This is a genomic window from Pseudomonas sp. Root71, assembly GCF_001429045.1.
Classification (GTDB): Bacteria; Pseudomonadota; Gammaproteobacteria; order Pseudomonadales; family Pseudomonadaceae; genus Aquipseudomonas; species Aquipseudomonas monachiensis.
The window spans coordinates 308,357-333,730 of the sequence record NZ_LMHY01000012.1 but is presented as its reverse complement, the minus strand read 5'-3'; the positions used below and the strand labels follow the sequence as shown (position 1 = coordinate 333,730).

The following is a 25,374-nucleotide window of genomic DNA, read 5'->3' as shown; positions in this document are numbered from 1 at the left end:
AAGTGATGAGTCTGGAAACCTGGCTGCTGTTCAGCGGCGCTGCGCTGATAGTGATCCTGATCCCGGGGCCGCTGTCGTTGCTGATGATCAGCAACAGTCTGAATTACGGCCTGCGCCGCTCTTACCCGGCCTTTCTGGGCGGCGTATCGGCCTCGATCTGCCTGCTCAGTGCATCGGCGCTGGGCCTGGGTGCGTTGTTGCTGGCGTCGGAACAGCTGTTCAGTGCCCTGAAGATACTTGGCGCCCTTTACCTGTTCTACCTCGCCTGGCAGAGCTGGCAGCAATCGCGCCAGCCTTCCCACGGCGCTGAAGTGCCACAAGCCGCGCCGGTGCCACGCTTTCGCGCACTGTTCGGGCGTGCGTTCATGCTGGGCGCAAGCAACCCGAAAGACATCCTGTTCTTCGCCGCTTTCCTGCCGCAGTTCCTGAGTGCCGAACAGCCGTTCCTGCCACAACTTCTGGTGATGATCGCGACCTGGACCGTGCTCGACCTGCTGTGCAAATTGGCCTATGGCCTCGGCGCCCATGGTGCGGCGCGGTATCTGCGCAGCGGCAAGGGCCAGAGCTGGTTTAACCGGATCAGTGCAGGGTTGTTCAGTGGCGCGGGTGCAGCGTCCCTGCTGAGCCGCTAAACAGCAAGATCAAAAGATCGCAGCCTTCGGCAGCTCCTACGCGGGATATGTAGGAGCTGTCGAAGGCTGCGATCTTTTGACTTTTTCACAGACGAAAAAAAGCCCGCAGTGTGAGCGGGCGAAAGACCAAAGAAGCTATATGCGCAGTCGCTTCCAGGGTGCAGCTGCTGCCTGGGGGATCAGCTGCCGCGGTAGGTGGAGTAGCTGTAAGGCGAAATCAACAACGGCACATGGTAGTGATCCTGCTCGGCGGAGATGCCAAAACGCAGCACCACCACATCAAGAAATGCAGGCTCCGGCAGCTTGACGCCACGGGCGCGGTAGTAATCGCCCGCATGAAACTGGACCTGATAGACTCCGGTGCGGTAGTCATCGCCTTGCAGCAGCGGTGCATCGACACGGCCATCGCTGTTGGTGACGGCAGTGGCGACCAATTCCAGCTGCGATCCTTCAACGCGGTACAACTCGACCTTGATCGAGCTGCCCGGGCAACCGTGTGCTGCGTCCAAAACGTGTGTAGTCAAACGTCCCATTGATTCTGCGCGCCTGCCTGCGTGGAGCAGTCAGACTTCGCGCCTCCCGAAGTCAGTTGAAAAGGAGACCGCACCGATTCGGAGCACGAAAAGCTGCGGCGAGCGACTGATTAAGACACTTTTAAAGAAAATTGTACACAATAAAAACGACATTTTTCGCATCACCCTCGCCATCTGCATATTTTCCGTCGAACCGCACAACCTATAAGCCCTTCAATCAATAATTGACCAGTCAGGCAGATTTCTTGCAGGCTCACGCCAATAGCAGTAAAAGATGACAGTCGGTGAAAAATGCGAAAAATCAGGCTTACAAAGTGAATATAAAGTTGTATACAATCAGCCCATCGCTGTGACGCCAGCCTGCCATCCAGTTTTCAGCTGCGTCACACCAACCGTCATCATCGAATAAGAAGGAAGCCTGCAGTGAGCGCTGACTACCCACGCGACCTGGTCGGTTACGGCAGTAACCCTCCTCACCCCCACTGGCCGGGCAATGCCCGCATTGCCCTGTCGTTCGTACTCAATTACGAAGAAGGCGGCGAGCGCAACATCCTGCACGGTGACAAAGAATCCGAAGCCTTCCTCTCGGAAATGGTTTCTGCCCAGCCGCTGCAAGGCGCGCGCAACATGAGCATGGAATCCCTCTACGAGTATGGCAGCCGTGCCGGCGTGTGGCGGATCCTGAAGCTGTTCAAGGAGTTCGACATTCCGCTGACCATCTTCGCCGTGGCCATGGCCGCCCAGCGCCACCCGGACGTGATCCGCGCCATGGTCGATGCCGGCCACGAGATCTGCAGCCACGGCTATCGCTGGATCGACTACCAGTACATGGATGAAACCCAGGAACGCGAACACATGCTCGAAGCGATCCGCATCCTCACCGAAATCACCGGCGAACGCCCACTGGGCTGGTACACCGGCCGCACCGGCCCGAACACCCGTCGCCTGGTGATGGAAGAAGGCGGTTTCCTCTACGACTGCGACACCTACGACGACGACCTGCCCTACTGGGAACCGAACAACCCGACCGGCAAGCCGCACCTGGTGATCCCGTACACCCTGGACACCAACGACATGCGCTTCACCCAGGTCCAGGGCTTCAACAAGGGCGACGATTTCTTCGAATACCTCAAAGACGCGTTCGATGTGCTCTACGCCGAAGGCGCGGAGGCACCGAAAATGCTCTCGATCGGCCTGCACTGCCGCCTGATCGGCCGTCCGGCGCGTCTGGCTTCGCTCAAGCGCTTTATCGAATACGCTAAAAGTCATGAACAGGTGTGGTTCAGCCGTCGCGTCGACATCGCGCGTCACTGGCAAGAAACCCACCCGTACACAGGGGCTGCCAAATGAGCACCTTTCAAACCGTCAAACCTTCGAGCCTGAGCCGCGACGCCTTTGTCGCCGCTTTCGCCGACATCTACGAACATTCGCCATGGGTGGCCGAGAAGGCCTTCGACCTGGGCCAGGACGCTTCGATCGACGAGATCGAAACCCTGCACCAGCGCATGAGCGACATCCTGTTGAGCGCCGATCACCAAAGCCAGCTGGCTTTGATCAACGCTCACCCGGACCTGGCCGGTAAAGCCGCCGTCCAGGGACAATTGACCGAAGCCAGCACTAATGAGCAGGCTGGCGCCGGTATTCACCAATGCACGGCCGAAGAGTTTTCTCGCTTCACCGAGCTGAACGACGCCTACAAAGCCAAGTTCAAGTTTCCCTTCATCATGGCGGTAAAAGGCAGCAACCGGCATCAGATCCTCGCAGCGTTCGAAACGCGCATCCACAACTCGGTCGAGACCGAATTCAAATGCGCGCTGGCGCAGATCAACAAGATCGCCCTGTTCCGATTACTGACCCTATAGCAAGCCTGGCCTGAGCGGATTCAAGAACGCCGAAACCGCCAAGGGCCTCGCAAGCATCCCAAGCCACTTATTTAAAGGCAGACAAGAAGAATGAAAGCTTACGCCGTACCTTTCGAGAAGTTCGTCAACCTGGCCGATGCCCGCCTGGGCACCAAGATCATCTCGGTCACCGATGACTGGTTCGCAGACGCCAACCGTCTGTTCCAACCGACCCCGGCCGTATGGAAGGAGGGCGTGTTCGATGACAACGGCAAGTGGATGGACGGCTGGGAATCGCGCCGCAAGCGCTTCGAAGGCTTCGACAGTGCTGTGATCCGCCTGGGCGTACCGGGTTCGATCAAGGGCGTCGACATCGACACTTCATTCTTCACCGGCAACTTCCCGCCGTCGGCGTCCCTGGAAGCCTGCTTCCTGGCTTCGGGCGAGCCAGATGACAACACCCAGTGGATTGAAGTGCTGTCCGCCGTCGAGCTGCAAGGCAACAGCCACCACTTCCACGAAATCAACAACGACCAGGCGTTCAGCCACCTGCGCTTCAACATCTACCCGGACGGCGGTGTTGCCCGTCTGCGCGTGTACGGCATTCCGTTCCGCGACTGGTCCGCTGTCGGCGACAACGAGCAAGTCGACCTGGCCGCTGCCCTCAACGGTGGCCGCGCCCTCGCCTGCTCCGACGAACACTTCGGCCGCATGAGCAACATCCTCAACCCGGGCCGTGGCATCAACATGGGCGATGGCTGGGAAACCGCACGTCGTCGCACCCCGGGCAATGACTGGGTCATCGTCGCGTTGGGCCACCCGGGCGAGATCGAGAAAATCATCGTCGACACCCTGCACTTCAAGGGTAACTACCCGGACACTTGCTCGATCCAGGGCGCGTTCGTGAAGGGCGGCACCGACAGCCAGATCGAAACCCAGTCGCTGTTCTGGCGCGAACTGCTGCCAAGCCAGAAGCTGGAAATGCACGCCGAGCACACCTTCGCCGAGCAGATCAAGGCGCTGGGCCCGATCACCCACATCCGCCTGAACGTGTTCCCGGATGGTGGTGTGAGCCGCCTGCGTGTACTGGGCAAGGTCGCGAAGTAATGCTGAGCCTGTAGGAGCTGCCGTAGGCTGCGATCTTTTGATCTTGATCTTACAAAGCAAAGTCAAAAGATCGCAGGCTGCGCCAGCTCCTACAGGTAATGCGGTAAACCGAACATACATTTGAAGAAAAGAAGAACAGCATGCGCACACTGACGATTGAACCGCTGACCAAAGAAGCCTTCGCCCCTTTCGGTGACGTGATCGAAACCGACGGCAGCGATCACTTCATGATCAACAACGGTTCGACCATGCGCTTCCATAAACTGGCTGTGGTCGAAACCGCAAAGCCTGAGGACAACGCGATCATCAGCATCTTCCGCGCCGACGCGCAGGACATGCCGCTGACCGTGAGCATGCTGGAACGCCATCCGCTGGGCAGCCAGGCTTTCATACCGCTGCTCGGCAACCCCTTTCTGATCGTGGTCGCGCCACTTGGCGATGAACCTGTATCAGGCTTGGTCCGCGCCTTCGTCACCAACGGCAGGCAGGGCATTAATTACCATCGCGGCGTTTGGCACCACCCGGTGCTGACGATCGAAAAGCGGGATGACTTCCTGGTGGTTGATCGCAGTGGCACAGGCAATAACTGCGATGAGCATTTTTTCAAAGAGGATGAGCGTTTGATCCTCGCCCCCCACCAATAAGAGAAGAGTCCGATCACTCGACAACAGAGTGACGGGCGAGAGGTAAAGACTGTGGAAGCACATCTGTTGGAATGGCTGAACCTGAGCGTGCGCTGGGTTCACATGATTACTGGCGTGGCCTGGATCGGTGCGTCGTTCTATTTCGTATGGCTGGAAAACAACCTCAACCGGGTCAACCCGAAAAGCGGTCTGGCTGGCGACTTGTGGGCAATCCACGGTGGCGGTATCTACCACCTGGAAAAATACAAGCTGGCTCCACCGACCATGCCGGACAACCTGCACTGGTTCAAATGGGAAGCCTACTTCACCTGGATGTCGGGTATCGCGCTGCTGTGCGTGGTGTTCTACTCCAACCCGACGCTTTACCTGCTGGCTCCGGGCAGCTCCCTGAGCGGTCCTGAAGGCGTACTGTTGGGCATCGGCTCGCTGTTCATCGGCTGGTTCGTCTACTCCTTCCTGTGCGACTCGGCCCTGGGCAAACGCCCTGCCCTGCTAGGTGGAATCCTGTTCGTCCTGATCATCGCCGCGGCCTACGGCTTCAGCAAAGTGTTCAGCGGTCGGGGTGCGTACCTGCACGTCGGCGCGATCATCGGCACCATCATGGTCGGCAACGTGTTCCGCATCATCATGCCGGCGCAACGCGCACTGGTAGCGGCGATTGCCGAGAACCGCACGCCGGATCCGGCGCTGCCGGCCAAAGGCCTGCTGCGTTCGCGCCACAACAACTACTTCACCTTGCCGGTGCTGTTCATCATGATCAGCAACCACTTCCCGAGCACCTACGGCAGCCAGTACAACTGGTTGATCCTGGCCGGGATCGCGGTACTGGCGGTGTTGGTGCGTCACTACTTCAACACCCGTCACGACAGCCACAAGTTTGCCTGGACCCTGCCGGTGGCAGCGGTGGGCATGATCTGCCTGGCTTATGTGACCGGTCCGAAGCCGATGTCCAGTGCCCCTGAAGTGGCCAAGGCACCCGCTGCAATCGAATACCAGCCGCTGCCGGAAACCGCAGTGGGCGGTGGATTGAAACCTGCTGAAGCCAAACCTGCAGAAGCGCCAGCCGCCGCTCCGGCTCAGGCATCCAATGCCGGCCCGGGTTTCGACAAGGTGCACAGCGTGATTCAGGAGCGTTGCGCGGTCTGCCATTCGGCCAAACCGACCAGCCCGTTGTTCAGCGCGGCCCCGGCCGGTGTGATGCTGGACACTCCCGAGCAAATCCGCCAGAACGCACCGCGGATTCAGGCGCAAGCCGTCACCAGCCAGATTATGCCACTGGGCAACATCACGCAGATGACCCAGCAGGAACGTGACCTGATCGGTGCCTGGATTGTGCAGGGAGCCCAGACCAACTAAGCAACACAAAAGCCTGTGTCTAGCGGGCTTTTGTGGCGAGGGAACTTGCTCCCGCTGGACTGCGCAGCAGTCCCCTGCTCTTAAGGTAAAGAGCGGGGCCGCTTCGCGCCCCAGCGGGAGCAAGCTCCCTCGCCACAGATCCACCTGATTCGAATACAGCTGCCGGTAGCACTGCAGCTGTAAATCACAAGAATAAAAAGATCCGAGGTGTTGCATGTCCGAGCTATCCGCAGCGCGCATCCCCGACGCACCCGCCATTCAGCGTTTGCCCCTCTTGCAACTGATCCTGGTCGGTTTGCAGCATGTTCTGCTGATGTACGGTGGTGCCATCGCGGTACCGCTGATCATCGGACAGGCCGCTGGCCTGAATCGTGAAGAAATCGCCTTCCTGATCAACGCCGACCTGCTGGTCGCGGGAATTGCCACTATCGTCCAGTCCCTCGGCATCGGCCCCATGGGCATTCGCATGCCGGTGATGATGGGCGCCAGCTTCGCCGCCGTCGGCAGCATGGTCGCCATGGCCGGCATGCCCGGTATCGGCCTGCAAGGGATCTTCGGCGCGACCATCGCCGCCGGGTTCTTCGGCATGCTCATCGCCCCGTTCATGTCCAAGGTCGTGCGCTTCTTCCCGCCGTTGGTGACCGGCACGGTCATCACCTCGATCGGTTTGTCGCTGTTCCCCGTGGCCGTGAACTGGGCCGGCGGCGGTGCCAGCGCCGCTCAATTCGGTTCACCGATCTATCTGGCCATCGCCGCACTGGTGCTGGGTACCATTTTGTTGGTGCATCGCTTCATGCGGGGTTTCTGGGTCAACATCTCTGTCCTGATCGGCATGTGCCTGGGCTACGTGCTCTGCGGCCTGATCGGCATGGTTGACCTCAGTGGCATGGCCCAGGCGCCATGGCTGCAATTCGTCACACCGCTGCACTTCGGCATGCCGAAATTCGAACTCGCGCCGATCCTGTCCATGTGCCTGGTGGTGGTGATCATTTTCGTCGAGTCCACCGGGATGTTTCTGGCGCTGGGCAAGATCACCGGCCAGGAAGTCTGCCCACGGATGTTGCGTCGCGGCTTGCTGTGCGATGCCGGCGCCTCGTTCTTCGCCGGTTTCTTCAACACCTTCACCCACTCCTCCTTCGCCCAGAACATCGGCCTGGTGCAAATGACCGGCGTGCGCTGCCGTTCGGTGACCATCGTTGCCGGCGGGTTGCTGATCGTGTTGAGCCTGCTGCCCAAAGCCGCTTTTTTGGTGGCGTCGATTCCTCCGGCAGTACTGGGCGGCGCAGCAATTGCGATGTTCGGCATGGTCGCCGCCACCGGGATCAAGATTCTCCAGGAAGCCGACATCGGTGACCGTCGCAACCAACTGCTGGTGGCGGTGAGCATCGGCATGGGGCTGATCCCGGTTGTACGCCCGGAGTTTTTCGCCCACCTGCCCGTGTGGATGAGCCCGATCACCCACAGCGGCATCGCCATGGCCACCCTCAGCGCGCTGACGCTGAACTTGCTGTTCAACATCCTTGGTGGCGCCGAACGCGCGGCCATCAACGACTGCCACGCTCACACCCATTGATCTGACGGATAACCAAGGGGGCCTGCCTGTGGCCAGCCCCCTGGCCACAACCTGCGCCTCAAAAATAAAAACAAGAGGGAGCAACAGATGATTCGGACACAAACCAACCTGCTGTTGAGCGCTGGCCTGCTGGCCGCGAGCCAGGCCATGGCCGGCGATCTACTGCTGTGGCAGACCAACAGCCTGAGCTACCTGTATGGCAAGGATTTCGTGGTCAACCCGCGCATCCAGCAGACGATAACTTTCGAGCACGCCGACCGCTGGAAATACGGCGACAACTTCATGTTCATCGACAGCACCTACTACAACGGCGAGCAGGACCGAAACAAAGGCGTTCATGCCTATTACGGCGAGCTCAGTCCGCGCCTGTCTTTCGGCAAGATCCTCGACCGCCGTTTCGAATTCGGCCCGATCAAGGACGTGTTGCTGGCCATGACCTACGAGAACGGCGAAGACGACACCGAGGCCTACCTGATCGGGCCCGGTTTCGACCTCGCGGTTCCAGGCTTCAACTTCTTCACCTTGAACTTTTATTACCGCCAGACCGAAGGCTCGCGCCCCGGCGATGACGTCTGGCAGATCACGCCGGCCTGGTCCTACACCCTTCCATTGGGCAACTCGAACCTGCTGATCGACGGCTACATGGACTGGGTCGTAGATAACGACCAGAACTCGCACGGCACTTATCACGCCAACCTGCACTTCAACCCGCAAATCAAGTACGACCTGGGCAAGGCCATGGGCTGGCGGGAAAAACAGGTATACGTCGGCGTCGAATACAGCTACTGGAAAGACAAGTACGGCATCGAAAACAGCTCCAACTTCGACACCAACGAAAACACCACCAGCCTGCTGGTGAAGGTGCATTTCTGATGCTGCCCCGCAACCGTGCCCCAAGCCTGTCGTCGGTGCGCCGTTGCGGAGCACTTGAGACCTGGCCGAGGAGTCAGTATTCTCCGCGGCCGCCCGAATCCGGTTTAAAAAAAAGCCCGGATTTAAAACCTGACCAAAAAGCCAACTTATCCCGGCTCTGGCAGGCACCAAGGCACTCCAAAACCCCTCTCAATCGACCGCTCTTGAGCCGCCGAACGGGAGTTTTTTTGCTTTCTGAAAGCCTTGGCCCAGCTCTTGCTAACAGCATCAAAGCTGACCGAATGGATGATTTTTTACCGCTACAGAAAAAGGCGCCACACCAGAGCGCCGACCTTAAAAAAATAACGTGGAACCACCTACTTTTTGGGAGCAACCGAATGAAACGTACGTGCACTAGCCTGATGCTGGCGGGATCGATGCTGGCCGGGGGCCAGGCCATGGCCGGCGATTTGCTGCAGTGGCAGACCAACAGCCTGACCTACCTCTATGGCAAGGACTTCCAGGTCAACCCGCGCATCCAGCAGACGGTGACCTTCGAACACGCCGATGGCTGGAAGTACGGCGACAACTTCTTCTTCATCGACAAAATCTTCTACAACGGCAAGGAAGACCACTTCGCGGGCGAGAACACCCATTACGGCGAACTCAGCCCGCGCCTGTCGTTCAACAAGATCTTCGACCAGAAGTTCGAATTCGGCCCGATCAAGGACGTGCTGCTGGCCATGACCTACGAGTTCGGTGAAGACGATACCGAATCCTACCTGATCGGCCCTGGTTTCGACCTGGCCATCCCGGGCTTCGATTACTTCCAGCTGAACTTCTACAACCGCCACACTGAAGGCGACCGCCCGGGCGACAACATCTGGCAGGTCTCGCCGGTCTGGTCCTACACCATTCCGGTGGGTGGCTCGGACGTGCTGATCGACGGCTTCATGGATTGGGTGGTCGACAACGACGTCAACAGCAAAGGCGAGTACCACGCCAACCTGCACTTCAACCCGCAGGTCAAATACGACCTGGGCAAGGCGCTGAATCTGGGTGCCAAGCAGCTGTACGTGGGTGTCGAGTATGACTACTGGAAAAACAAGTACGGGATTGAAGACAGCCAGGGCTTCAAGACTGATCAGAGTGTGACCAGTTTCCTGGTCAAGGTTCACTTCTGATTTAAGAAGCTTCGCGAGCAGGCTCGCTCCCACAGTGGAACCTTGTCGAACACAAACTTTGTATACGACGAAAATCCCCGTGGGAGCGAGCCTGCTCGCGAAAGCCTCACTACAAGTTTCAAACCGAAAGCACGGGCTCTTCCAACCCCAGAAACCGGCACAATTCCCCGCGCTTGGCCAACGCATCCCGTCGCCCCAGTTCGATCAACTCGCTGCAATACCCCGCCTCGAACAGCAGGTAACTCAGCACCCCCGCCCCGCTGGTCTTGGTCGCACCCGGCCCGCGCAGAAACAGGCGCAATGCCGCCGGCAATTCCTGGCGATGGCGCGCGGCAATCTCGTCGATCGGCTGGCTCGGTGAAATCACCAATACGTCCACCGGTGCCACGCCCAATGCACGGGTCGGCGTGCCGTCGGGCATCAGGTGACTGAACTGGTTCAGGCGCTGCAACAGCTCGATATCGCTTTCCAGGCTGTCAATGAACGTACTGTTGAGCATGTGCCCGCCGATCTGCGCCAGGGTCGGCTGCTGACCGGTGTAGCTGCGCAACAAGGGTTGTTGCGGGTCGACTCCGCGGGGGTTGCCACTGACGCCCACCACCAGCACCCGACTGGCGCCCAGATGCAGCGCCGGACTGATCGGCGCCGACTGACGCACCGCGCCATCACCGAAATACTCTTCGTCGATTTTCACCGGGGCGAACAGCAGCGGAATAGCCGAACTGGCGAGCAGGTGTTCAACGGACAACCGCGTGGGAATGCCGATGCGTCGATGGCGCAACCAGGCATCGATCTTGCCGCCGCCCTCATAGAAGGTGACTGCCTGACCGGACTCATAGCCGAAAGCTGTGACCGCCACCGCATGCAATTGCTTCTGCGCGATCGCTTCGGCGATGCCACCCATATGCAGCTTGTCGTTGAGCAGATCGCGCAACGGAGAACTGTTGAGCAGCGCCACCGGCACCTGGGCACCAATACCGAGCAAACTGTGGCTGACAAAGCGACTGGCCTGGCGGATCACCCCGGGCCAGTCGCTGCGCAACACCAGATGACTGCGAAAGCCCTGCCAGAAGGCCGTCAGGCGTTCGATGGCGTTACGAAAGTCCATTGCCCCGCTGGCGAGGCTGACGGCGTTGATCGCGCCCGCCGAGGTGCCGACAATCACCGGAAACGGATTGCGGGCCCCCGGTGGCAGCAATTCGGCAATCGCCGCCAGCACCCCGACCTGATAGGCCGCCCGAGCCCCGCCACCGGAAAGAATCAACCCTGTTACCGGCTCAACTGGACTCATCGCAACACTCCATGGTGCTTGGGAAAACGGTTACTCAACCGCGCTTGGCGTACAACTTCGCCTCGCCCGGTGGACGGCTCTTGAAGCGGCGGTGGGCCCACAGGTATTGCTCGGGATGCTCTCGCAGAACGCTTTCGATCCATTGGTTGATGCGCAGGCAATCCTCTTCTTCGGTTTCGCCGGGGAAGCCTTCGAGCGGCGCATGGATCACCAGGCGATATCCGCTGCCGTCCGCCAGACGCTCCTGGGTGAACGGCACCACCAGCGCCTTGCCCAGCCGCGCAAACTTGCTCGTGGCGGTGACGGTCGCGGCCTGAATACCGAACAGCGGCACGAAGATGCTTTGCTTGGCGCCGTAGTCCTGATCCGGTGCGTACCAGATCGCCCGGCCCGAGCGCAGCAACTTGAGCATGCCGCGCACGTCTTCGCGTTCCACCGCCAGCGAATCGAGGTTGTGCCGCTCGCGGCCCTGGCGCTGGATGTAGTCGAACAGCGGATTCTTGTGCTCGCGGTACATGCCGTCGATAGTGTGCTGCTGACCGAGCAACGCCGCGCCGATTTCCAGCGTCGTGAAGTGCAGGGCCATCAGGATCACGCCCTTGCCTTCGCGCTGGGCCTGCTGCAAATGCTCCAGCCCTTCGATATGAGCGAGACTCGCCAGGCGCTTGCGCGACCACCACCAGCTCATCGCCATTTCAAAGAAAGCGATGCCGGTGGAGGCGAAGTTTTCCTTGAGCAGGCGTTTGCGTTCGGCGGCGGTCTTTTCAGGAAAACACAGTTCCAGGTTGCGCTTGGCAATGCGCCGTCTGTCGCCGGCGACCCGATACATCAAGACGCCCAGGACACGACCAATCCACAGCAGTGCCGGATACGGCAGCTGGACGATCAGCCACAACAGCCCCAGGCCACACCACAACGGCCAGAAACGTGGAGATAGAAATGCTTTTCGAAAACGCGGGCGGTCCATTAATGCTTCCGGAATGACAATGGCCGCGCATTCTACATCGTTCGACCCGGCTTGCGGCCCGCGGGCGTTCTCGTTATAAGTCTCGGCACTTTTAGTGACAAGTCGTTGTATGCCGACCATGAGCCAAACCGAACCGCTAGACCAAGATCCCGTGTTCCAGTTGAAGGGCAGCATGCTGGCCATTACGGTGCTGGAGCTGGCCCGTAACGACCTCGAAAGCCTTGATCGGCAACTGGCCGCCAAGGTCGCCCTGGCGCCGAACTTCTTCAGCAACGCGCCGCTGGTACTGGCCCTGGACAAACTCCCGGCCAACGAAGGCGCGGTCGATCTGCCAGGGCTGATGCGCGTCTGCCGCCAGCATGGCCTGCGTACCCTGGCGATCCGTGCCAGCCGTATCGAAGACATTGCCGCCGCCATCGCGGTCGACCTGCCGGTGCTGCCACCGTCCGGCGCCCGGGAGCGTCCACTGGACCTGACCGAAGGCGAACCGAAGAAAAAACCGGAAAAACCGCCCGAGCCGACCATCAAGCCGACGAAAATCATCACCTCGCCAGTACGTGGTGGCCAGCAGATTTATGCCCAGGGCAGCGATCTGGTGGTGATCTCCTCGGTGAGCCCGGGGGCGGAACTTCTCGCCGATGGCAACATCCATGTATACGGCCCGATGCGTGGTCGCGTGTTGGCCGGCGTCAAGGGCGACACCAAGGCGCGGATTTTCTGTCAGCAAATGAGTGCTGAACTGATTTCCATCGCCGGGCATTACAAGGTTTCCGAAGATCTGCGCCGCGACCCTCTATGGGGTTCGGGTGTGCAGGTCAGCCTGTCCGGCGACGTGTTGAACATCATTCGGCTTTAACGGATACTGCCGCATTTTCCAAGCATCTCTAAAACGTAGCGAAAACGGCTCAAACGAAGTAGGAAAAAGGCCGAAAGCAGTGTTTACCGGGGGTAAACGCCGCTCAAAACCGGATTCCAGCCAAGGCTGTCCGACTGCAGTAGTTTTTCAGGAGATGTTTTTCAGGGACTGAAAAGTCCTTCTTCCTTAGGGGTGAAACACCTTGGCCAAGATTCTCGTGGTTACATCCGGCAAGGGTGGTGTGGGTAAGACCACCACCAGCGCCGCTATCGGTACCGGCCTCGCTCTGCGCGGCCACAAAACAGTGATCGTCGACTTCGACGTGGGCCTGCGTAACCTCGACCTGATCATGGGTTGCGAGCGTCGCGTGGTGTATGACTTCGTCAACGTGGTCAACGGCGAAGCCAATCTGCAACAGGCCCTGATCAAAGACAAGCGCCTGGAAAACCTCTACGTGCTGGCCGCCAGCCAGACCCGCGACAAAGACGCGCTGACCGTCGAAGGCGTGGAAAAAGTCCTGATGCAACTCAAGGAAGACTTTGAGTTCGTGGTCTGCGACTCCCCGGCGGGCATCGAGAAAGGCGCCCACCTGGCCATGTACTTCGCCGATGAAGCGATCGTCGTGACCAACCCGGAAGTCTCCTCGGTACGTGACTCCGACCGCATGCTTGGCCTGCTGGCCAGCAAGTCCCGTCGCGCCGAGCGTGGCGAAGACCCGATCAAGGAACACCTGCTGATTACCCGTTATCACCCGGAACGTGTGAGCAAAGGCGAAATGCTCGGCGTAGAAGACGTCAAGGAGATCCTTTCGGTGACCCTGCTCGGCGTGATCCCTGAATCCCAGGCGGTGCTCAAGGCATCCAACCAGGGTGTTCCGGTGATTCTCGACGACCAGAGCGATGCCGGCCAGGCCTACAGCGATACCGTTGACCGCCTGCTGGGCAAGACCGTGGATCATCGATTCCTTGATGTACAGAAGAAGGGATTCTTCGAGCGCCTGTTTGGAGGCAACTAAGCAATGAACCTTTTTGACTTCTTTCGTGCCAACAAAAAGCAAAGCACCGCGTCGGTAGCGAAAGAGCGTCTACAGATCATCGTGGCGCACGAACGCGGCCAACGCAGTACCCCGGACTACCTGCCAGCCTTGCAGAAGGAACTGGTCGAGGTGATCCGCAAGTACGTCAATATCGGGTCCGATGACGTGCATGTCGCACTGGAAAGCCAGGGCAGCTGCTCGATTCTGGAACTCAATATCACCCTGCCAGATCGCTGAGTCGATCCGCCAGGAGCCACGGCGGCTCAGGCCCCTTCTGCAACCGGAAGGGACCTGAGCCGCCGTTGGCGTTTGTTACGAGGCTGTTTTAATGCCGTTGTCCAATATCCACATCATCCATCAGGATGCCGCCGTACTGGTGGTGAACAAGCCGACCCTGTTGCTCTCTGTCCCTGGCCGGGCCGATGACAACAAGGACTGCCTGATTACCCGCCTGCAGGAAAACGGCTACCCGGAAGCGCGAATCGTCCACCGGCTGGACTGGGAGACGTCCGGCATCATCCTGCTGGCCCGCGACCCGGATACCCATCGCGAACTGTCCCGGCAATTTCACGACCGCGAAACCGAAAAGGCCTACACCGCCCTGTGCTGGGGTCAGCCGGAACTGGACAGCGGCAGCATCGACCTGCCGTTGCGCTACGACCCGCCGACAAAGCCTCGGCATGTGGTCGACCATGAGTTTGGCAAACATGCGCTGACTTTCTGGCGCGTGCTCGAGCGTTGCGGCGACTGGTGCCGCGTCGAGCTGACACCGATTACCGGCCGTTCCCACCAGTTGCGCGTGCACATGCTCTCGATTGGCCATCCGTTGCTGGGTGACGGGCTCTATGCCCACGAGCAGGCGCTGGCGGCCTGGCCGCGATTGTGCCTGCACGCGAGCATGCTCAGCTTCACCCACCCGCAAAGTGGCGAGCGCTTGCGCTTCGAGTGCCCGGCACCATTCTGAAAATGTGGGAGCGGGCTTGCTCCCACAGGGTGCTCCTTCACATTCATCTTCGCTGTCCACTCCAACATCAGCCCACCGCCAATTCCATGGCCAATACGTTAAACTGGCGCCACTGCTGTCTGGAGCTACTTTATGCGCGATGAGTTGAACCAAGGCCTGATCGATTTCCTCAAGGCCTCCCCCACCCCGTTCCATGCCACCGCCAGCCTTGTCCAACGTCTGGAAGCGGCGGGCTATCAACGCCTCGACGAGCGTGAGCCCTGGAATACCGAAGCCAACGGTCGCTACTACGTCACCCGCAACGACTCTTCGATTGTCGCGATCAAGATGGGCCGTCATTCACCGCTGCACGGCGGCATCCGCCTGGTCGGCGCCCACACCGACAGCCCGTGCCTGCGCGTCAAGCCGCAACCGGAGCTGCAACGCCAGGGCTTCTGGCAACTGGGCGTCGAAGTCTATGGCGGCGCACTGCTGGCGCCGTGGTTCGACCGTGACCTGTCCCTGGCGGGGCGCGTAACCTTCCGTCGAGATGGCAAGGTCGAAAGCCAATTGATCGACTTCAAGGCACCGGTCGCGATCATTCCGAACCTGGCGATTCACCTCAATCGTGAAGCCAACATGGGCTGGGCCATCAACGCCCAGACCGAACTGCCGCCGATCCTCGCGCAATTTGCCGGTGACGAGCGCGTGGACTTCCGCGCAGTACTCACCGACCAGCTCGCCCGCGAACACGGCCTGAATGCCGACGTGGTGCTCGATTACGAGCTGAGTTTCTACGACACCCAAAGCGCGGCGGTCATTGGCCTGCATGGCGATTTCATCGCCGGCGCGCGTCTGGACAACCTGCTGTCGTGCTACGCCGGCCTGCAAGCGCTGCTGACGACCGACACCGACGAAACCTGCGTGCTGGTTTGCAACGACCACGAAGAAGTCGGTTCCTGCTCGGCCTGTGGTGCCGACGGCCCGATGCTTGAGCAAACCTTGCGACGCCTGTTGCCTGAAGGTGATGAATTCGTACGCACCATCCAGAAATCCCTGCTGGTTTCGGCTGACAACGCCCACGGCGTGCATCCGAACTACGCCGACAAGCACGATGCCAACCACGGCCCGAAACTCAACGCCGGCCCGGTGATCAAGGTCAACAGCAACCAGCGCTACGCCACCAACAGCGAAACCGCCGGGTTCTTCCGCCACCTGTGCATGGCTGAAGAAGTGCCGGTGCAGAGCTTCGTGGTGCGCAGCGACATGGGCTGTGGTTCGACCATCGGCCCGATCACCGCCAGCCACCTGGGCGTGCGCACCGTGGACATCGGCCTGCCGACGTTCGCCATGCACTCGATCCGCGAGCTGTGCGGCAGCCATGACCTGGCGCATCTGGTCAAGGTGCTGAGCGCGTTCTACACCTGCCGCGAATTGCCGTAACGCCGGTAGGAGCTGCCGCAGGCTGCGATCTTTTGATTCTGATTTTGACGCCATGATTGTCGCCGAAGATCAAAGGATCGCAGCCTTCGGCAGCTCCTACACACATCACACCAGCCGCATCAAAAGCGGCCTAGACTTCAAGTATCCCTACGACAAGGCTGTCTCCATGATTTCGATGTCTACCTTCCACGCCATGCTGATTCCGATTCTTGCCGGGATGCTCCTGCTGGCCGTCGGCTTCAACTTTCGCGATAAAAATGCCGGCGTGTTTGCCATGTGGATCGGCATGCTGACCATTCTCGCGACCGTGGTGATCAAGATCCTCGCCAAACTCAACGAATAATTCATCGTCCCTGGCTCGCATTGATTTTGACGGGCTCGTACACTCGGTCGATCCGCTCCCTGCGAGGTTGACCGCCTAGTGTTCGCTCGTCTTTTTGCTCTCCCTTGTTTTTTCCTTGCCTGCCTGATGACGCTGCTGTCAGTGGCGCCTGCCCAGGCCGCCGGCCTGCCGGGCCTGCTCACCAACCAGGCCAAGGCCCAGCCCGAAGCACAGGAACCGCTGGGGCAATCCCTGGACGAAGTGATCAAGTCGCTGGAAAACGACCAGCAACGCAGCAAGCTGCTGGCCGACCTGAAAAAGCTCCGCGACACCACCAAACAGGCCCAGCCGATTACCGAAGAAGGCGTGCTGGGCCTGATTGGCGGAACCCTGACCACTATCGAGAAGAAATTTACCGGCGACGACAGTCCGCTCACGCGCTGGTCCAGTGAGCTCGATCAGGCCAGGGAAGAACTGGCGGCGCTGGCGCTGCCGGCCAATGAATGGCTGCCCATGCTGTTCGCCTTCGCCATGATCCTGATGGTCTGGAGCCTGCTGGCCGCCGCGCTGATCTGGATCAGCCACCGCGTGCGGATGCGTTTCGGCCTGACCGAAGAACTGCCACAGCACCCCCGGGCCCTGGACATGCTGCGTTTTGCCCTGCGCAAACTCGGGCCATGGCTGATTGCCCTGGTGATCACGGTCTACATGAGCTACGCCCTGCCCTCGTCCCTGGGCAAGAGCCTGGCGATGGTGCTGGCCTATGCACTGGTGGTCGGCACCTGCTTCTCGGCCATCTGCGTGATTGCCTTTTCCCTGCTCGATGGCCCACACCGCCACCGCGCCCTGTACATACTGCGGCACCAGGCGTTTCGGCCGCTGTGGCTGATCGGCAGCTTCGCCGCATTTGGCGAAGCCCTGAGCGATCCGCAGCTGGTCGCCAGCCTCGGCAGCCATCTGGCCCATACTGCCGCGACTGTTGCCAATGTCCTGGCCGCGCTTTCCACGGGGCGCTTCATCCTGCGCTTCCGCCGGCCGATCGCCCACCTGATCCGCAACCAGCCGCTGTCCCGGCGCCTGACCCGCCGTGCGCTCAACGACACACTGTCGATTCTTGGCACCTTCTGGTACGTACCGGCACTGGTACTGGTGGCAATCTCCCTGTTCGCGACGTTCATTTCCGCCGGCGACACCAGCACCGCCCTGCGCCAGTCGCTGATCTGCACCGTCTTGCTGGTGCTGTGTATGGTCATCAACGGCCTGGTACGCCGCCAAGGCCTCAAACCCCAACGCGGTATCCGGCGCTACGCGGTGTATTCGGAACGGCTGAAAAACTTCTTCTACACCATTGTTCACCTGTTGGTGTGGCTGGCCTTTATCGAACTTGGCCTGCGGGTCTGGGGCATGTCATTGATCCGCTTTACCGAAGGCGACGGCCACGAAGTCAGTGTCAAACTGTTCAGCCTCGCCGGCACATTGCTGTTCGCCTGGCTGATCTGGATTCTCAGCGATACCGCGGTGCATCACGCGCTGACCCGCTCGCGCAAAGGCCTGGCCAATGCCCGCGCGCAGACGATGATGCCGCTGATCCGCAATGTGCTGTTCATAGCGATTTTTATCATCGCGCTGATTGTCGCCCTGGCGAACATGGGCATGAACGTCACCCCCCTGCTGGCCGGTGCCGGCGTGATCGGCCTGGCCATCGGTTTTGGTGCGCAGTCGCTGGTAGCCGACCTGATTACCGGGTTGTTCATCATCATCGAAGACTCCCTGGCCATCGACGACTACGTGGATGTCGGCGGCCACCTCGGTACGGTCGAAGGGCTGACCATCCGCACCGTGCGCCTGCGGGACATCGACGGCATCGTCCACACCATTCCGTTCAGTGAAATCAAAAGCATCAAGAACTACTCCCGTGAATTCGGCTACGCCATCTTCCGGGTAGCGGTGCCGGCCAACATGGACATCGACAACGCCATCAAACTGATGCGCGAAGTCGGCCAGAAAATGCGCACCGATCCGCTACAACGACGCAATATCTGGTCGCCGCTGGAGTTCCAGGGGGTGGAAAGCTTCGAATCGGGCAACGCCATCCTGCGCGCCCGGTTCAAGACTGCGCCGATCAAGCAGTGGGAAGTGTCGCGAGCGTTCAACCTGTCACTCAAGCGACACATGGATGAAGCCGGACTGGATCTGGCGACACCGCGGATGAGCATTCAGGTGATTACCGCCGGCGGTGGCCCGCAGGAGTAGGAGCTGCCGCATGCTGCGATCTTTTGATTTTGGCCTTTAAAGGATCGCAGCCTGCGGCAGCTCCTACAAAGGCAGCGTCAGACAACATCCACCCCCACATGAATCGCATCATGCCGCCAGAACTCCAGATCACAATCGATCAGCCGCTCATGCTGGTCATAGTTGACCCGGGCAATCCGCAAGCCCGGGCTGCCTGTTGACACCTTTAACGCTGCCGCCGCATCCACCGACAACGCCGTGGGCACAATTTCGAAGCGCACCCGCCCGTAGTGCAGGTCGTAATGCCGCGCATACAGTTCGGTGATCGACTGATTCAAATCGAAATCGAGTATCCCGGGAAAGTACTGCGGGTTCAGATAGTGCTCCACATACAGCACCAGTCGCCCGTCGATCCGCCGTGCGCGGCAGATCTGAATCACGCTCGACAGCGCCGGCAATTGCAGCCAGGCACACACCGCCGCCGATGCCGGTTGCAATCGCGCCGAAATCACCTCGGTGGACGGCACTCGCCCTTGGGCGCTGACCATCGCGTGAAAGTGGCTGCGCTGCATGAGGTTGTAGGCCAGGCGCGGCGGCGAGACGAACCAGCCGCGACGCTCCTCGCGATAAATCTGCCCCTGTGACTCCAACTGCAACAACGCTTCACGCAAAGTGATCCGCGTGGTACCGAACAATTCACTGAGCTTGCGCTCGGCCGGCAATTTGCTGCCCGGGGTCAACAGTCCATGGTCGATCTGCTCCTGAAGCACCTGGCCGATGGCTGTTACCGCTTTTGTTGCCTCTTCACGCATCAACGTTTCCTTTCTGGACTAGACCAGCACCATTTCAGGGCTGAACCACAGCGTAAACCGGCTCATTCAATAGTCCTGCAAGCGTAGGCAGCGCAGATGACCAAGATGTGACAAAGCCGCCCAACGGTCGCCATTCTCTGGCCTCAACAACCTGCAATTCATCGGCCAAGCCCCTTTCCCTCCGGGGCCTTGACCATGGTCTACGCTTAGCAGGCCAGTCGCGATACCGCTGAACAAAAAGACATTCCGGGCGACGAACGACATCAAAGTGTCATCCAGCCCCCTTAAATTGGCTCAGGTATTGCTGACCTAGACCAACACAACCGCAATCGCAATCGCAATCGCAGCGTAGAACACGACCCAAGGAGCTTCGGAATGAAAAAGCTTTTCCTGGCATCACTGTTAGGCTCGACCATCGCTATGTGCACCGCCGCCATGGCGGCCGACACCGATTTGAAAACCCTCGAAGCCGCCGCAAAAGCGGAAGGCGCCGTCAACAGCGTCGGCATGCCCAATGACTGGGCCAACTGGGCCGGCACCTGGAAAGACCTGAGCGACAAGTACGGCCTCAAGCACATCGACACCGACATGAGCTCGGCCCAGGAAATCGCCAAGTTCGCCGCGGAAAAAGACAACGCCAGCGCCGACATCGGCGACGTCGGTGCAGCGTTCGGCCCGATCGCGGTCAAGCAAGGCGTGGTCCAGCCTTACAAGCCTTCGACCTGGGATCAGATTCCAGCCTGGGCTAAGGACAAGGACGGCAACTGGGCACTGGCTTACACCGGCACCATCGCTTTCATCGTCAACAAGAAGTTGCTGCACGGTTCCGAAGTGCCGACCAAGTGGGCTGACCTCAAGACCGGCAAGTACAAGGTTTCCATCGGCGACGTGAGCACTGCTGCCCAGGCTGCGAACGGCGTACTGGCCGCGGCTCTGGCCAATGGTGGCGACGAGAAAAACCTCAAGCCTGCCCTGGATCTGTTCGCCGACATCGCCAAGCAGGGTCGCCTGTCGATGTCCAACCCGGTCATTGGTGCCATGGAAAAAGGCGAAATCGAAGTCGGCGTGGTCTGGGACTTCAACGGCCTGAGCTACAAGGCCAAGATGGCCAATCCAGATGACTACGTGGTGCTGATCCCGTCCGACGGCTCGGTGATCTCCGGCTACACCACCATCATCAACAAGTACGCGAAAAACCCGAACGCCGCCAAGCTGACCCGCGAATACATCTTCAGCGACGCGGGCCAGATCAACCTGGCCAAGGGCAACGCCCGGCCGATCCGCGCCGACCACCTGACCCTGCCAGCCGAGGTGCAGGCCAAGCTGCTGCCTAACGAGCAGTACAAGAAGGTTACGCCGATCAAGGACGCGGACGCCTGGGAAAAAACCTCCAAGGCCCTTCCTCAGAAGTGGCAGGAAGAAGTCATCATCAATATGCAGTAATGCTGCATCTGTAGGAGCTGCCGCAGGCTGCGATCTTTTGATTTTGCTTTTCATAGGCAAGGTCCAAAGATCGCAGGCTTCGCCAGCTCCTACGACGATCTGATCAGATTTGATTTCGGAGTCATCGCCCCTATGAAACACAACGTCATCCTTGTCGTGCTCGACGGCCTCAACCACCAGGTTGCCCGCCACGCCATGGGGCACCTGCAGGCGTACGTCGGCGCCGGACGCGCCGCACTCTACAGACTGGAGTGCGAGTTGCCGTCCCTGTCCCGCCCGCTGTACGAATGCATCCTGACCGGCGTTGCGCCCATCGACAGCGGCATCGTCCATAACAATGTCTCGCGCCTGTCCAACCAGCGCAGCATCTATCACTACGCCACCGACGCAGGCCTTGTCACTGCTGCGGCGGCCTATCACTGGGTCAGCGAGCTGTACAACCGTTCGCCCTTCGTCGCGGCCCGGGACCGTCACACCGATGACCCGCAACTGCCGATCCAGCACGGGCATTTCTACTGGAACGATCACTATCCGGATTCGCACCTGTTCGCCGACGCCGAAAACCTGCGCCTGCGTCATGCGCCGAACTTCCTGTTGATCCACCCGATGAACATCGACGATGCCGGGCACAAGCACGGCCTCGACACCCCGCAGTACCGCAACAGCGCCCGCTCGGCCGACATCATCCTGGCCGACTACCTGCAAGGCTGGCTCGATGCCGGTTACCAGGTGCTGGTCACCGCGGACCACGGCATGAACAACGACCGCTCCCACAACGGCCTGCTGCCGGAAGAACGTGAGGTGCCGCTGTTCGTGCTCGGTGACGCATTCAGCCTCGACGCCGGTGCCGCGCCGAAACAGACCGAAATCTGCGGCACTGTCTGTGAGTTGCTCGGCGTCCCCCACGACAAACCGGTCTGTCGGGAGCTGTTGAAGTGAATGCCATGACCCGCAGTAAATGGCTGGCAGCCTTATGCCTGGTCCCGTTCGCGCTGTTCTTCATCGTATTCGAGATCGCACCGCTGACCTGGGTGATGATCAACAGCCTGCAATCGGAAGAATTCGGCTGGGGCCTGGCCAACTTCAGCAAAATCTTCAGCTCGAAGTTTTACCTGCAAGCCATCCAGTACAGCCTTGAGATCAGCTTCTGGTCCAGCGTGTTCGGGATCATCATCGCCATACTGGGCGCCTACTCCCTGCGCCGGGTCGATTCGAAACTGCGCAACTTCGTCAACGCCTTCGCCAACATGACCAGCAACTTCGCCGGTGTCCCCCTGGCCTTCGCATTCATCATTTTGCTCGGCTTCAACGGCAGCTTCACCATCATGCTCAAGCAGGCCGGCATCATTCAGGATTTCAACCTGTACTCGAAAACCGGGTTGATCATTCTCTACACCTACTTCCAGATTCCCCTCGGCGTGCTGCTGCTGTACCCGGCCTTCGATGCGCTGCGCGAAGACTGGCGCGAGTCGGCTTCACTGCTCGGCGCCGACGGTTGGCAGTACTGGCGGCACATCGGCCTGCCGGTGTTGACGCCAGCACTGCTGGGCACCTTCGTGATCCTGCTGGCAAACGCCCTCGGTGCCTACGCCACGGTGTACGCCCTGACCACCGGCAATTTCAACGTGCTGCCGATCCGCATCGCGGCAATGGTGTCCGGTGACATTTCCCTGGACCCGAACCTGGCCAGCGCCCTGGCCGTAGTGCTGGTGGCCTTGATGACCCTGGTGACCATCGTGCATCAGTTGCTGCTGAAGAGGAGCTACCATGTCTCGCGTTGAACTGGGGCCCGTCGGTGTCTACCACCGCGTCGTGGTGTACCTGCTGTTTGCCATCCTGCTGTTGCCGCTGGCCGGCACGCTGATCTACTCGATCGCCAGCAGTTGGTCGGCGACCATTCTGCCCAGCGGTTTCACCCTCAAGTGGTACATCCAGTTGTGGAGCGATCCGCGCTTCCTGAATGCGTTCGGGCAATCGTTGCTGGTCTGCGTCGGTTCGTTGATTCTTTCGGTGGTGCTGATTCTGCCGCTGCTGTTCGTGGTGCATTACCACTTCCCGAAACTCGACGCGTTGATGAACATCCTGATCCTGCTGCCCTTCGCAGTGCCACCGGTGGTGTCGTCGGTAGGGCTGTTGCAGCTCTACGGTTCCGGACCGTTCGCCATGGTCGGGACGCCGTGGATCCTGATCGGTTGCTACTTCACCGTGGCGCTGCCGTTCATGTACCGGGCTATCACCAACAACCTGCAAGCGATCAACCTGCGCGACTTGATGGACGCCGCCCAGTTGCTCGGCGCCAGCACCTTTCAAGCGGCGCTCCTGGTGGTACTGCCGAACCTGCGCAAGGGCCTGATGGTGGCGTTGCTGCTGTCGTTCTCGTTCCTGTTCGGTGAGTTCGTGTTCGCCAACATCCTGGTCGGTACCCGCTACGAAACCCTGCAGGTCTATCTCAACAACATGCGCAACAGCAGCGGTCATTTCACCAGTGCGCTGGTGATTTCCTACTTCTTCTTTGTGCTGGTTCTGACCTGGATTGCCAATATCTTGAACAGGGACAAAAGCGAATGAGCTATGTCAGCGTCCAACATCTTCAGAAAAGCTTCGCCGGAACCACGGTGTTCAGCGACATCAATTGCGAAATCCAGAAAGGCGAGTTCGTCACCCTGCTCGGCCCGTCCGGTTGCGGCAAATCCACCCTGCTGCGCTGCATCGCCGGCCTGACCTCCGTGGATGGTGGCAAAATCCTGCTCGACGGCCAGGACATCGTGCCGGCGAGCCCGCAGAAACGCGGGATCGGCATGGTGTTCCAGAGTTATGCGCTGTTCCCCAACATGACCGTGGAACAAAACGTCGCCTTCGGCCTGCGCATGCAAAAGGTCAATGCCGATGACAGCCGCAAACGCGTCGCCGAAGTGCTGAAACTGGTGGAGCTCAATGACTTTGCCGCGCGTTACCCGCATCAGCTCTCGGGAGGGCAGTGCCAGCGCGTTGCCCTCGCCCGCTCCCTGGTGACCCGGCCACGCCTGTTGCTGCTCGACGAGCCGTTGTCGGCCCTGGATGCGCGCATTCGCAAGCATCTACGTGAACAGATTCGCCAGATCCAGCGCGAACTGGGTCTGACCACGATTTTCGTCACACACGATCAGGAAGAAGCCCTGACCATGTCTGACCGGATTTTCCTGATGAATCAGGGAAAAATCGTACAAAGCGGCGACGCCGAAACCCTCTACACCGCACCGGTGGATGTGTTCGCCGCCGGTTTCATCGGCAACTACAACCTGCTGGATGCCGACAGCGCCTCGAAGCTGCTGCAGCGTCCGATCAGCAAGCGCATCGCCATTCGCCCGGAAGCCATCGAACTGAGCCTCAATGGCGAACTGGACGCGCAGGTACGCAGCCACAGCTTGCTGGGCAACGTGATTCGCTACCGGGTCGAGGCCCGGGGCGTGGAATTGGTGGTGGATGTGCTGAACCGCTCGGCGGCCGACCTGCATCCCGATGGTCAGCGCCTGGCGCTTTCCATCGATCCGACGGCCCTGTGTGAGGTAGCCTGATGCCTTTGCTGACGCTGAAGAGAGAACTGCACTGATGGCCCTGGCAATTTTTGATCTGGACGAAACCCTGATCCACGGCGACTGCGCCTCACTGTGGAGCGAGCAAATGGTCCGCCTCGGCTGGGTCGATGGCGAATCGTTCCTGCGTCGCGACAAGGAGTTGATGGATGCCTACGGAAGGGGCCATCTGGCCATGGAAGACTACATGGCCTTCAGCCTGGAACCCTTGATTGGTCGTACACCTGAAGAGGTCGCGCACCTGGTTGGCCCATGGGTGGAAGACTGCATCGAGCCGATCATTTTCAGTGACGCCACCAAGACCATCGCCGCCCATCGCAAGGCCGGCGACCGGATCCTGGTGATCTCGGCCTCGGGCACCCACCTGGTCGGCCCCATTGCCGAGCGCCTGGGCATCGACGAGATTCTCGGCATCGAACTGGAAGTGGCTCATGGCGTTTACAGCGGCCATACCGTTGGCACCCTGACCTACCGCGAAGGCAAGATCACCCGCTTGCTGGAGTGGCTGGATGCGGAAGAGGAAAACCTCGAAGGCGCGAGTTTCTATTCCGACTCGCGCAATGACTTGCCGCTGTTGCTGAAAGTGGATTACCCCCACGTGGTCAACCCGGATCCGGTGTTGCTTGAACACGCTGAAAAGGCTGGCTGGCCGATCCATCTCTGGAAGTAACCGGAAAGATCGCAGCCTGCGGCAGCTCCTACATGGGAATGCGAACCCCTGTAGGAGCTGCCGCA

The 25,374-nt window shown here is 59.9% G+C and carries 26 protein-coding genes; 22 read left to right on the top strand and 4 right to left on the bottom strand.

From position 1 onward, the window contains the following. Positions 1 to 5: 5 nt before the first annotated feature. Positions 6 to 632 (top strand): LysE family translocator, encoded by a 627-nt coding sequence (locus ASD95_RS11580; protein WP_056721811.1) that lies wholly within the window; start codon positions 6 to 8, stop codon positions 630 to 632. 179 nt (positions 633 to 811) lie between these two features. Here the strand turns inward: ASD95_RS11580 and uraH are convergent, their stop codons facing one another. After that, entirely contained in the window at positions 812 to 1,165 is a 354-nt protein-coding gene (uraH, locus tag ASD95_RS11575; protein ID WP_008017679.1) for a hydroxyisourate hydrolase, read from the bottom strand. Positions 1,166 to 1,588: 423 nt separating this feature from the next. On the opposite strand from uraH, the gene puuE reads away from it, so the two are divergent. The 8 genes from puuE (at position 1,589) to ASD95_RS11535 (ending at position 9,722) form a co-directional block, all read left to right on the top strand. Further along, positions 1,589 to 2,515, top strand: coding sequence for an allantoinase PuuE (gene puuE, locus ASD95_RS11570; protein WP_056721809.1), 927 nt, complete (start codon positions 1,589 to 1,591; stop codon positions 2,513 to 2,515). Then, positions 2,512 to 3,027 carry a 2-oxo-4-hydroxy-4-carboxy-5-ureidoimidazoline decarboxylase gene (gene uraD, locus ASD95_RS11565; protein ID WP_056721807.1) on the top strand — a complete coding sequence of 172 codons (516 nt, stop codon included), beginning with the start codon at positions 2,512 to 2,514 and terminating at the stop codon, positions 3,025 to 3,027. The genes puuE and uraD overlap by 4 nt, the downstream gene beginning before the upstream one ends. Positions 3,028 to 3,117: 90 nt before the next feature. Next, the gene (alc, locus tag ASD95_RS11560; RefSeq protein ID WP_056721805.1) at positions 3,118 to 4,113 is read left to right on the top strand and encodes an allantoicase; all 996 of its coding nucleotides are present in this window, start codon (positions 3,118 to 3,120) and stop codon (positions 4,111 to 4,113) included. 140 nt (positions 4,114 to 4,253) lie between these two features. Further along, positions 4,254 to 4,757, top strand: a complete 504-nt coding sequence (locus ASD95_RS11555; RefSeq protein ID WP_007993087.1) for an ureidoglycolate lyase — start codon at positions 4,254 to 4,256, stop codon at positions 4,755 to 4,757. Positions 4,758 to 4,808: 51 nt separating this feature from the next. Next, positions 4,809 to 6,113, top strand: a complete 1,305-nt coding sequence (locus ASD95_RS11550) for a urate hydroxylase PuuD (RefSeq protein ID WP_056721803.1) — start codon at positions 4,809 to 4,811, stop codon at positions 6,111 to 6,113. A 214-nt stretch (positions 6,114 to 6,327) separates the two neighbouring features. Continuing rightward, positions 6,328 to 7,686 (top strand): nucleobase:cation symporter-2 family protein, encoded by a 1,359-nt coding sequence (locus ASD95_RS11545; RefSeq protein WP_056721801.1) that lies wholly within the window; start codon positions 6,328 to 6,330, stop codon positions 7,684 to 7,686. 87 nt (positions 7,687 to 7,773) lie between these two features. Then, positions 7,774 to 8,559 (top strand): DUF5020 family protein, encoded by a 786-nt coding sequence (locus tag ASD95_RS11540; protein ID WP_056721798.1) that lies wholly within the window; start codon positions 7,774 to 7,776, stop codon positions 8,557 to 8,559. A 377-nt stretch (positions 8,560 to 8,936) separates the two neighbouring features. Next, positions 8,937 to 9,722 (top strand): outer membrane protein OmpK, encoded by a 786-nt coding sequence (locus ASD95_RS11535; protein WP_056721796.1) that lies wholly within the window; start codon positions 8,937 to 8,939, stop codon positions 9,720 to 9,722. Positions 9,723 to 9,840: 118 nt separating this feature from the next. Here the strand turns inward: ASD95_RS11535 and ASD95_RS11530 are convergent, their stop codons facing one another. Continuing rightward, positions 9,841 to 11,013, bottom strand: coding sequence for a patatin-like phospholipase family protein (locus ASD95_RS11530; RefSeq protein ID WP_056721794.1), 1,173 nt, complete (start codon positions 11,011 to 11,013; stop codon positions 9,841 to 9,843). A gap of 34 nt (positions 11,014 to 11,047) precedes the next feature. Then, positions 11,048 to 11,980 carry a lipid A biosynthesis lauroyl acyltransferase gene (locus tag ASD95_RS11525; protein ID WP_056721793.1) on the bottom strand — a complete coding sequence of 311 codons (933 nt, stop codon included), beginning with the start codon at positions 11,978 to 11,980 and terminating at the stop codon, positions 11,048 to 11,050. Positions 11,981 to 12,098: 118 nt separating this feature from the next. Here ASD95_RS11525 and minC point away from each other — a divergent pair, with 118 nt between their 5' ends. The 7 genes from minC to ASD95_RS11490 all read left to right on the top strand — a co-directional run bounded on the left by minC (position 12,099) and on the right by ASD95_RS11490 (position 18,833). Then, entirely contained in the window at positions 12,099 to 12,836 is a 738-nt protein-coding gene (gene minC, locus ASD95_RS11520) for a septum site-determining protein MinC (protein ID WP_056722299.1), read from the top strand. A 202-nt stretch (positions 12,837 to 13,038) separates the two neighbouring features. Further along, positions 13,039 to 13,851 carry a septum site-determining protein MinD gene (gene minD, locus ASD95_RS11515; protein ID WP_007974946.1) on the top strand — a complete coding sequence of 271 codons (813 nt, stop codon included), beginning with the start codon at positions 13,039 to 13,041 and terminating at the stop codon, positions 13,849 to 13,851. Positions 13,852 to 13,854: 3 nt separating this feature from the next. Then, on the top strand, positions 13,855 to 14,109 hold the full coding sequence (gene minE / locus ASD95_RS11510; protein ID WP_007974947.1) for a cell division topological specificity factor MinE: 255 nt from the start codon (positions 13,855 to 13,857) through the stop codon (positions 14,107 to 14,109). Positions 14,110 to 14,200: 91 nt separating this feature from the next. Then, positions 14,201 to 14,836, top strand: a complete 636-nt coding sequence (locus tag ASD95_RS11505; protein ID WP_046037585.1) for an RluA family pseudouridine synthase — start codon at positions 14,201 to 14,203, stop codon at positions 14,834 to 14,836. A gap of 132 nt (positions 14,837 to 14,968) precedes the next feature. Then, on the top strand, positions 14,969 to 16,258 hold the full coding sequence (locus tag ASD95_RS11500) for a M18 family aminopeptidase (protein ID WP_056721791.1): 1,290 nt from the start codon (positions 14,969 to 14,971) through the stop codon (positions 16,256 to 16,258). Positions 16,259 to 16,310: 52 nt separating this feature from the next. Further along, entirely contained in the window at positions 16,311 to 16,601 is a 291-nt protein-coding gene (locus ASD95_RS11495) for a hypothetical protein (protein WP_056721789.1), read from the top strand. Between the two features lie 126 nt (positions 16,602 to 16,727). After that, positions 16,728 to 18,833: a mechanosensitive ion channel family protein gene (locus ASD95_RS11490; protein ID WP_263291791.1), complete on the top strand. Its 2,106-nt coding sequence runs from the start codon at positions 16,728 to 16,730 to the stop codon at positions 18,831 to 18,833. Between the two features lie 77 nt (positions 18,834 to 18,910). On the opposite strand, the gene ASD95_RS11485 is transcribed toward ASD95_RS11490, so the two are convergent. Further along, entirely contained in the window at positions 18,911 to 19,624 is a 714-nt protein-coding gene (locus ASD95_RS11485; protein WP_056721785.1) for a UTRA domain-containing protein, read from the bottom strand. A 375-nt stretch (positions 19,625 to 19,999) separates the two neighbouring features. Between ASD95_RS11485 and ASD95_RS11480 the strand changes: the two genes are divergently transcribed. The 6 genes from ASD95_RS11480 to ASD95_RS11455 all read left to right on the top strand — a co-directional run bounded on the left by ASD95_RS11480 (position 20,000) and on the right by ASD95_RS11455 (position 25,309). Further along, a complete protein-coding gene (locus tag ASD95_RS11480) occupies positions 20,000 to 21,067 on the top strand; it encodes an ABC transporter substrate-binding protein (protein ID WP_056721783.1) in 1,068 nt (355 codons plus the stop codon). 132 nt (positions 21,068 to 21,199) lie between these two features. Further along, on the top strand, positions 21,200 to 22,006 hold the full coding sequence (locus tag ASD95_RS11475) for an alkaline phosphatase family protein (RefSeq protein WP_056721781.1): 807 nt from the start codon (positions 21,200 to 21,202) through the stop codon (positions 22,004 to 22,006). A gap of 5 nt (positions 22,007 to 22,011) precedes the next feature. Next, positions 22,012 to 22,848, top strand: a complete 837-nt coding sequence (locus ASD95_RS11470) for an ABC transporter permease (protein WP_162252402.1) — start codon at positions 22,012 to 22,014, stop codon at positions 22,846 to 22,848. After that, complete coding sequence (locus ASD95_RS11465) at positions 22,835 to 23,635, top strand: ABC transporter permease (RefSeq protein ID WP_056721777.1); 801 nt, start codon at positions 22,835 to 22,837, stop codon at positions 23,633 to 23,635. Before ASD95_RS11470 ends, ASD95_RS11465 begins: the two co-directional genes overlap by 14 nt. Next, on the top strand, positions 23,632 to 24,621 hold the full coding sequence (locus tag ASD95_RS11460) for an ABC transporter ATP-binding protein (protein ID WP_056721775.1): 990 nt from the start codon (positions 23,632 to 23,634) through the stop codon (positions 24,619 to 24,621). The genes ASD95_RS11465 and ASD95_RS11460 overlap by 4 nt, the downstream gene beginning before the upstream one ends. A 34-nt stretch (positions 24,622 to 24,655) precedes the next feature. After that, positions 24,656 to 25,309, top strand: coding sequence for an HAD family hydrolase (locus ASD95_RS11455; protein WP_056721773.1), 654 nt, complete (start codon positions 24,656 to 24,658; stop codon positions 25,307 to 25,309). Positions 25,310 to 25,374: the final 65 nt, after the last annotated feature.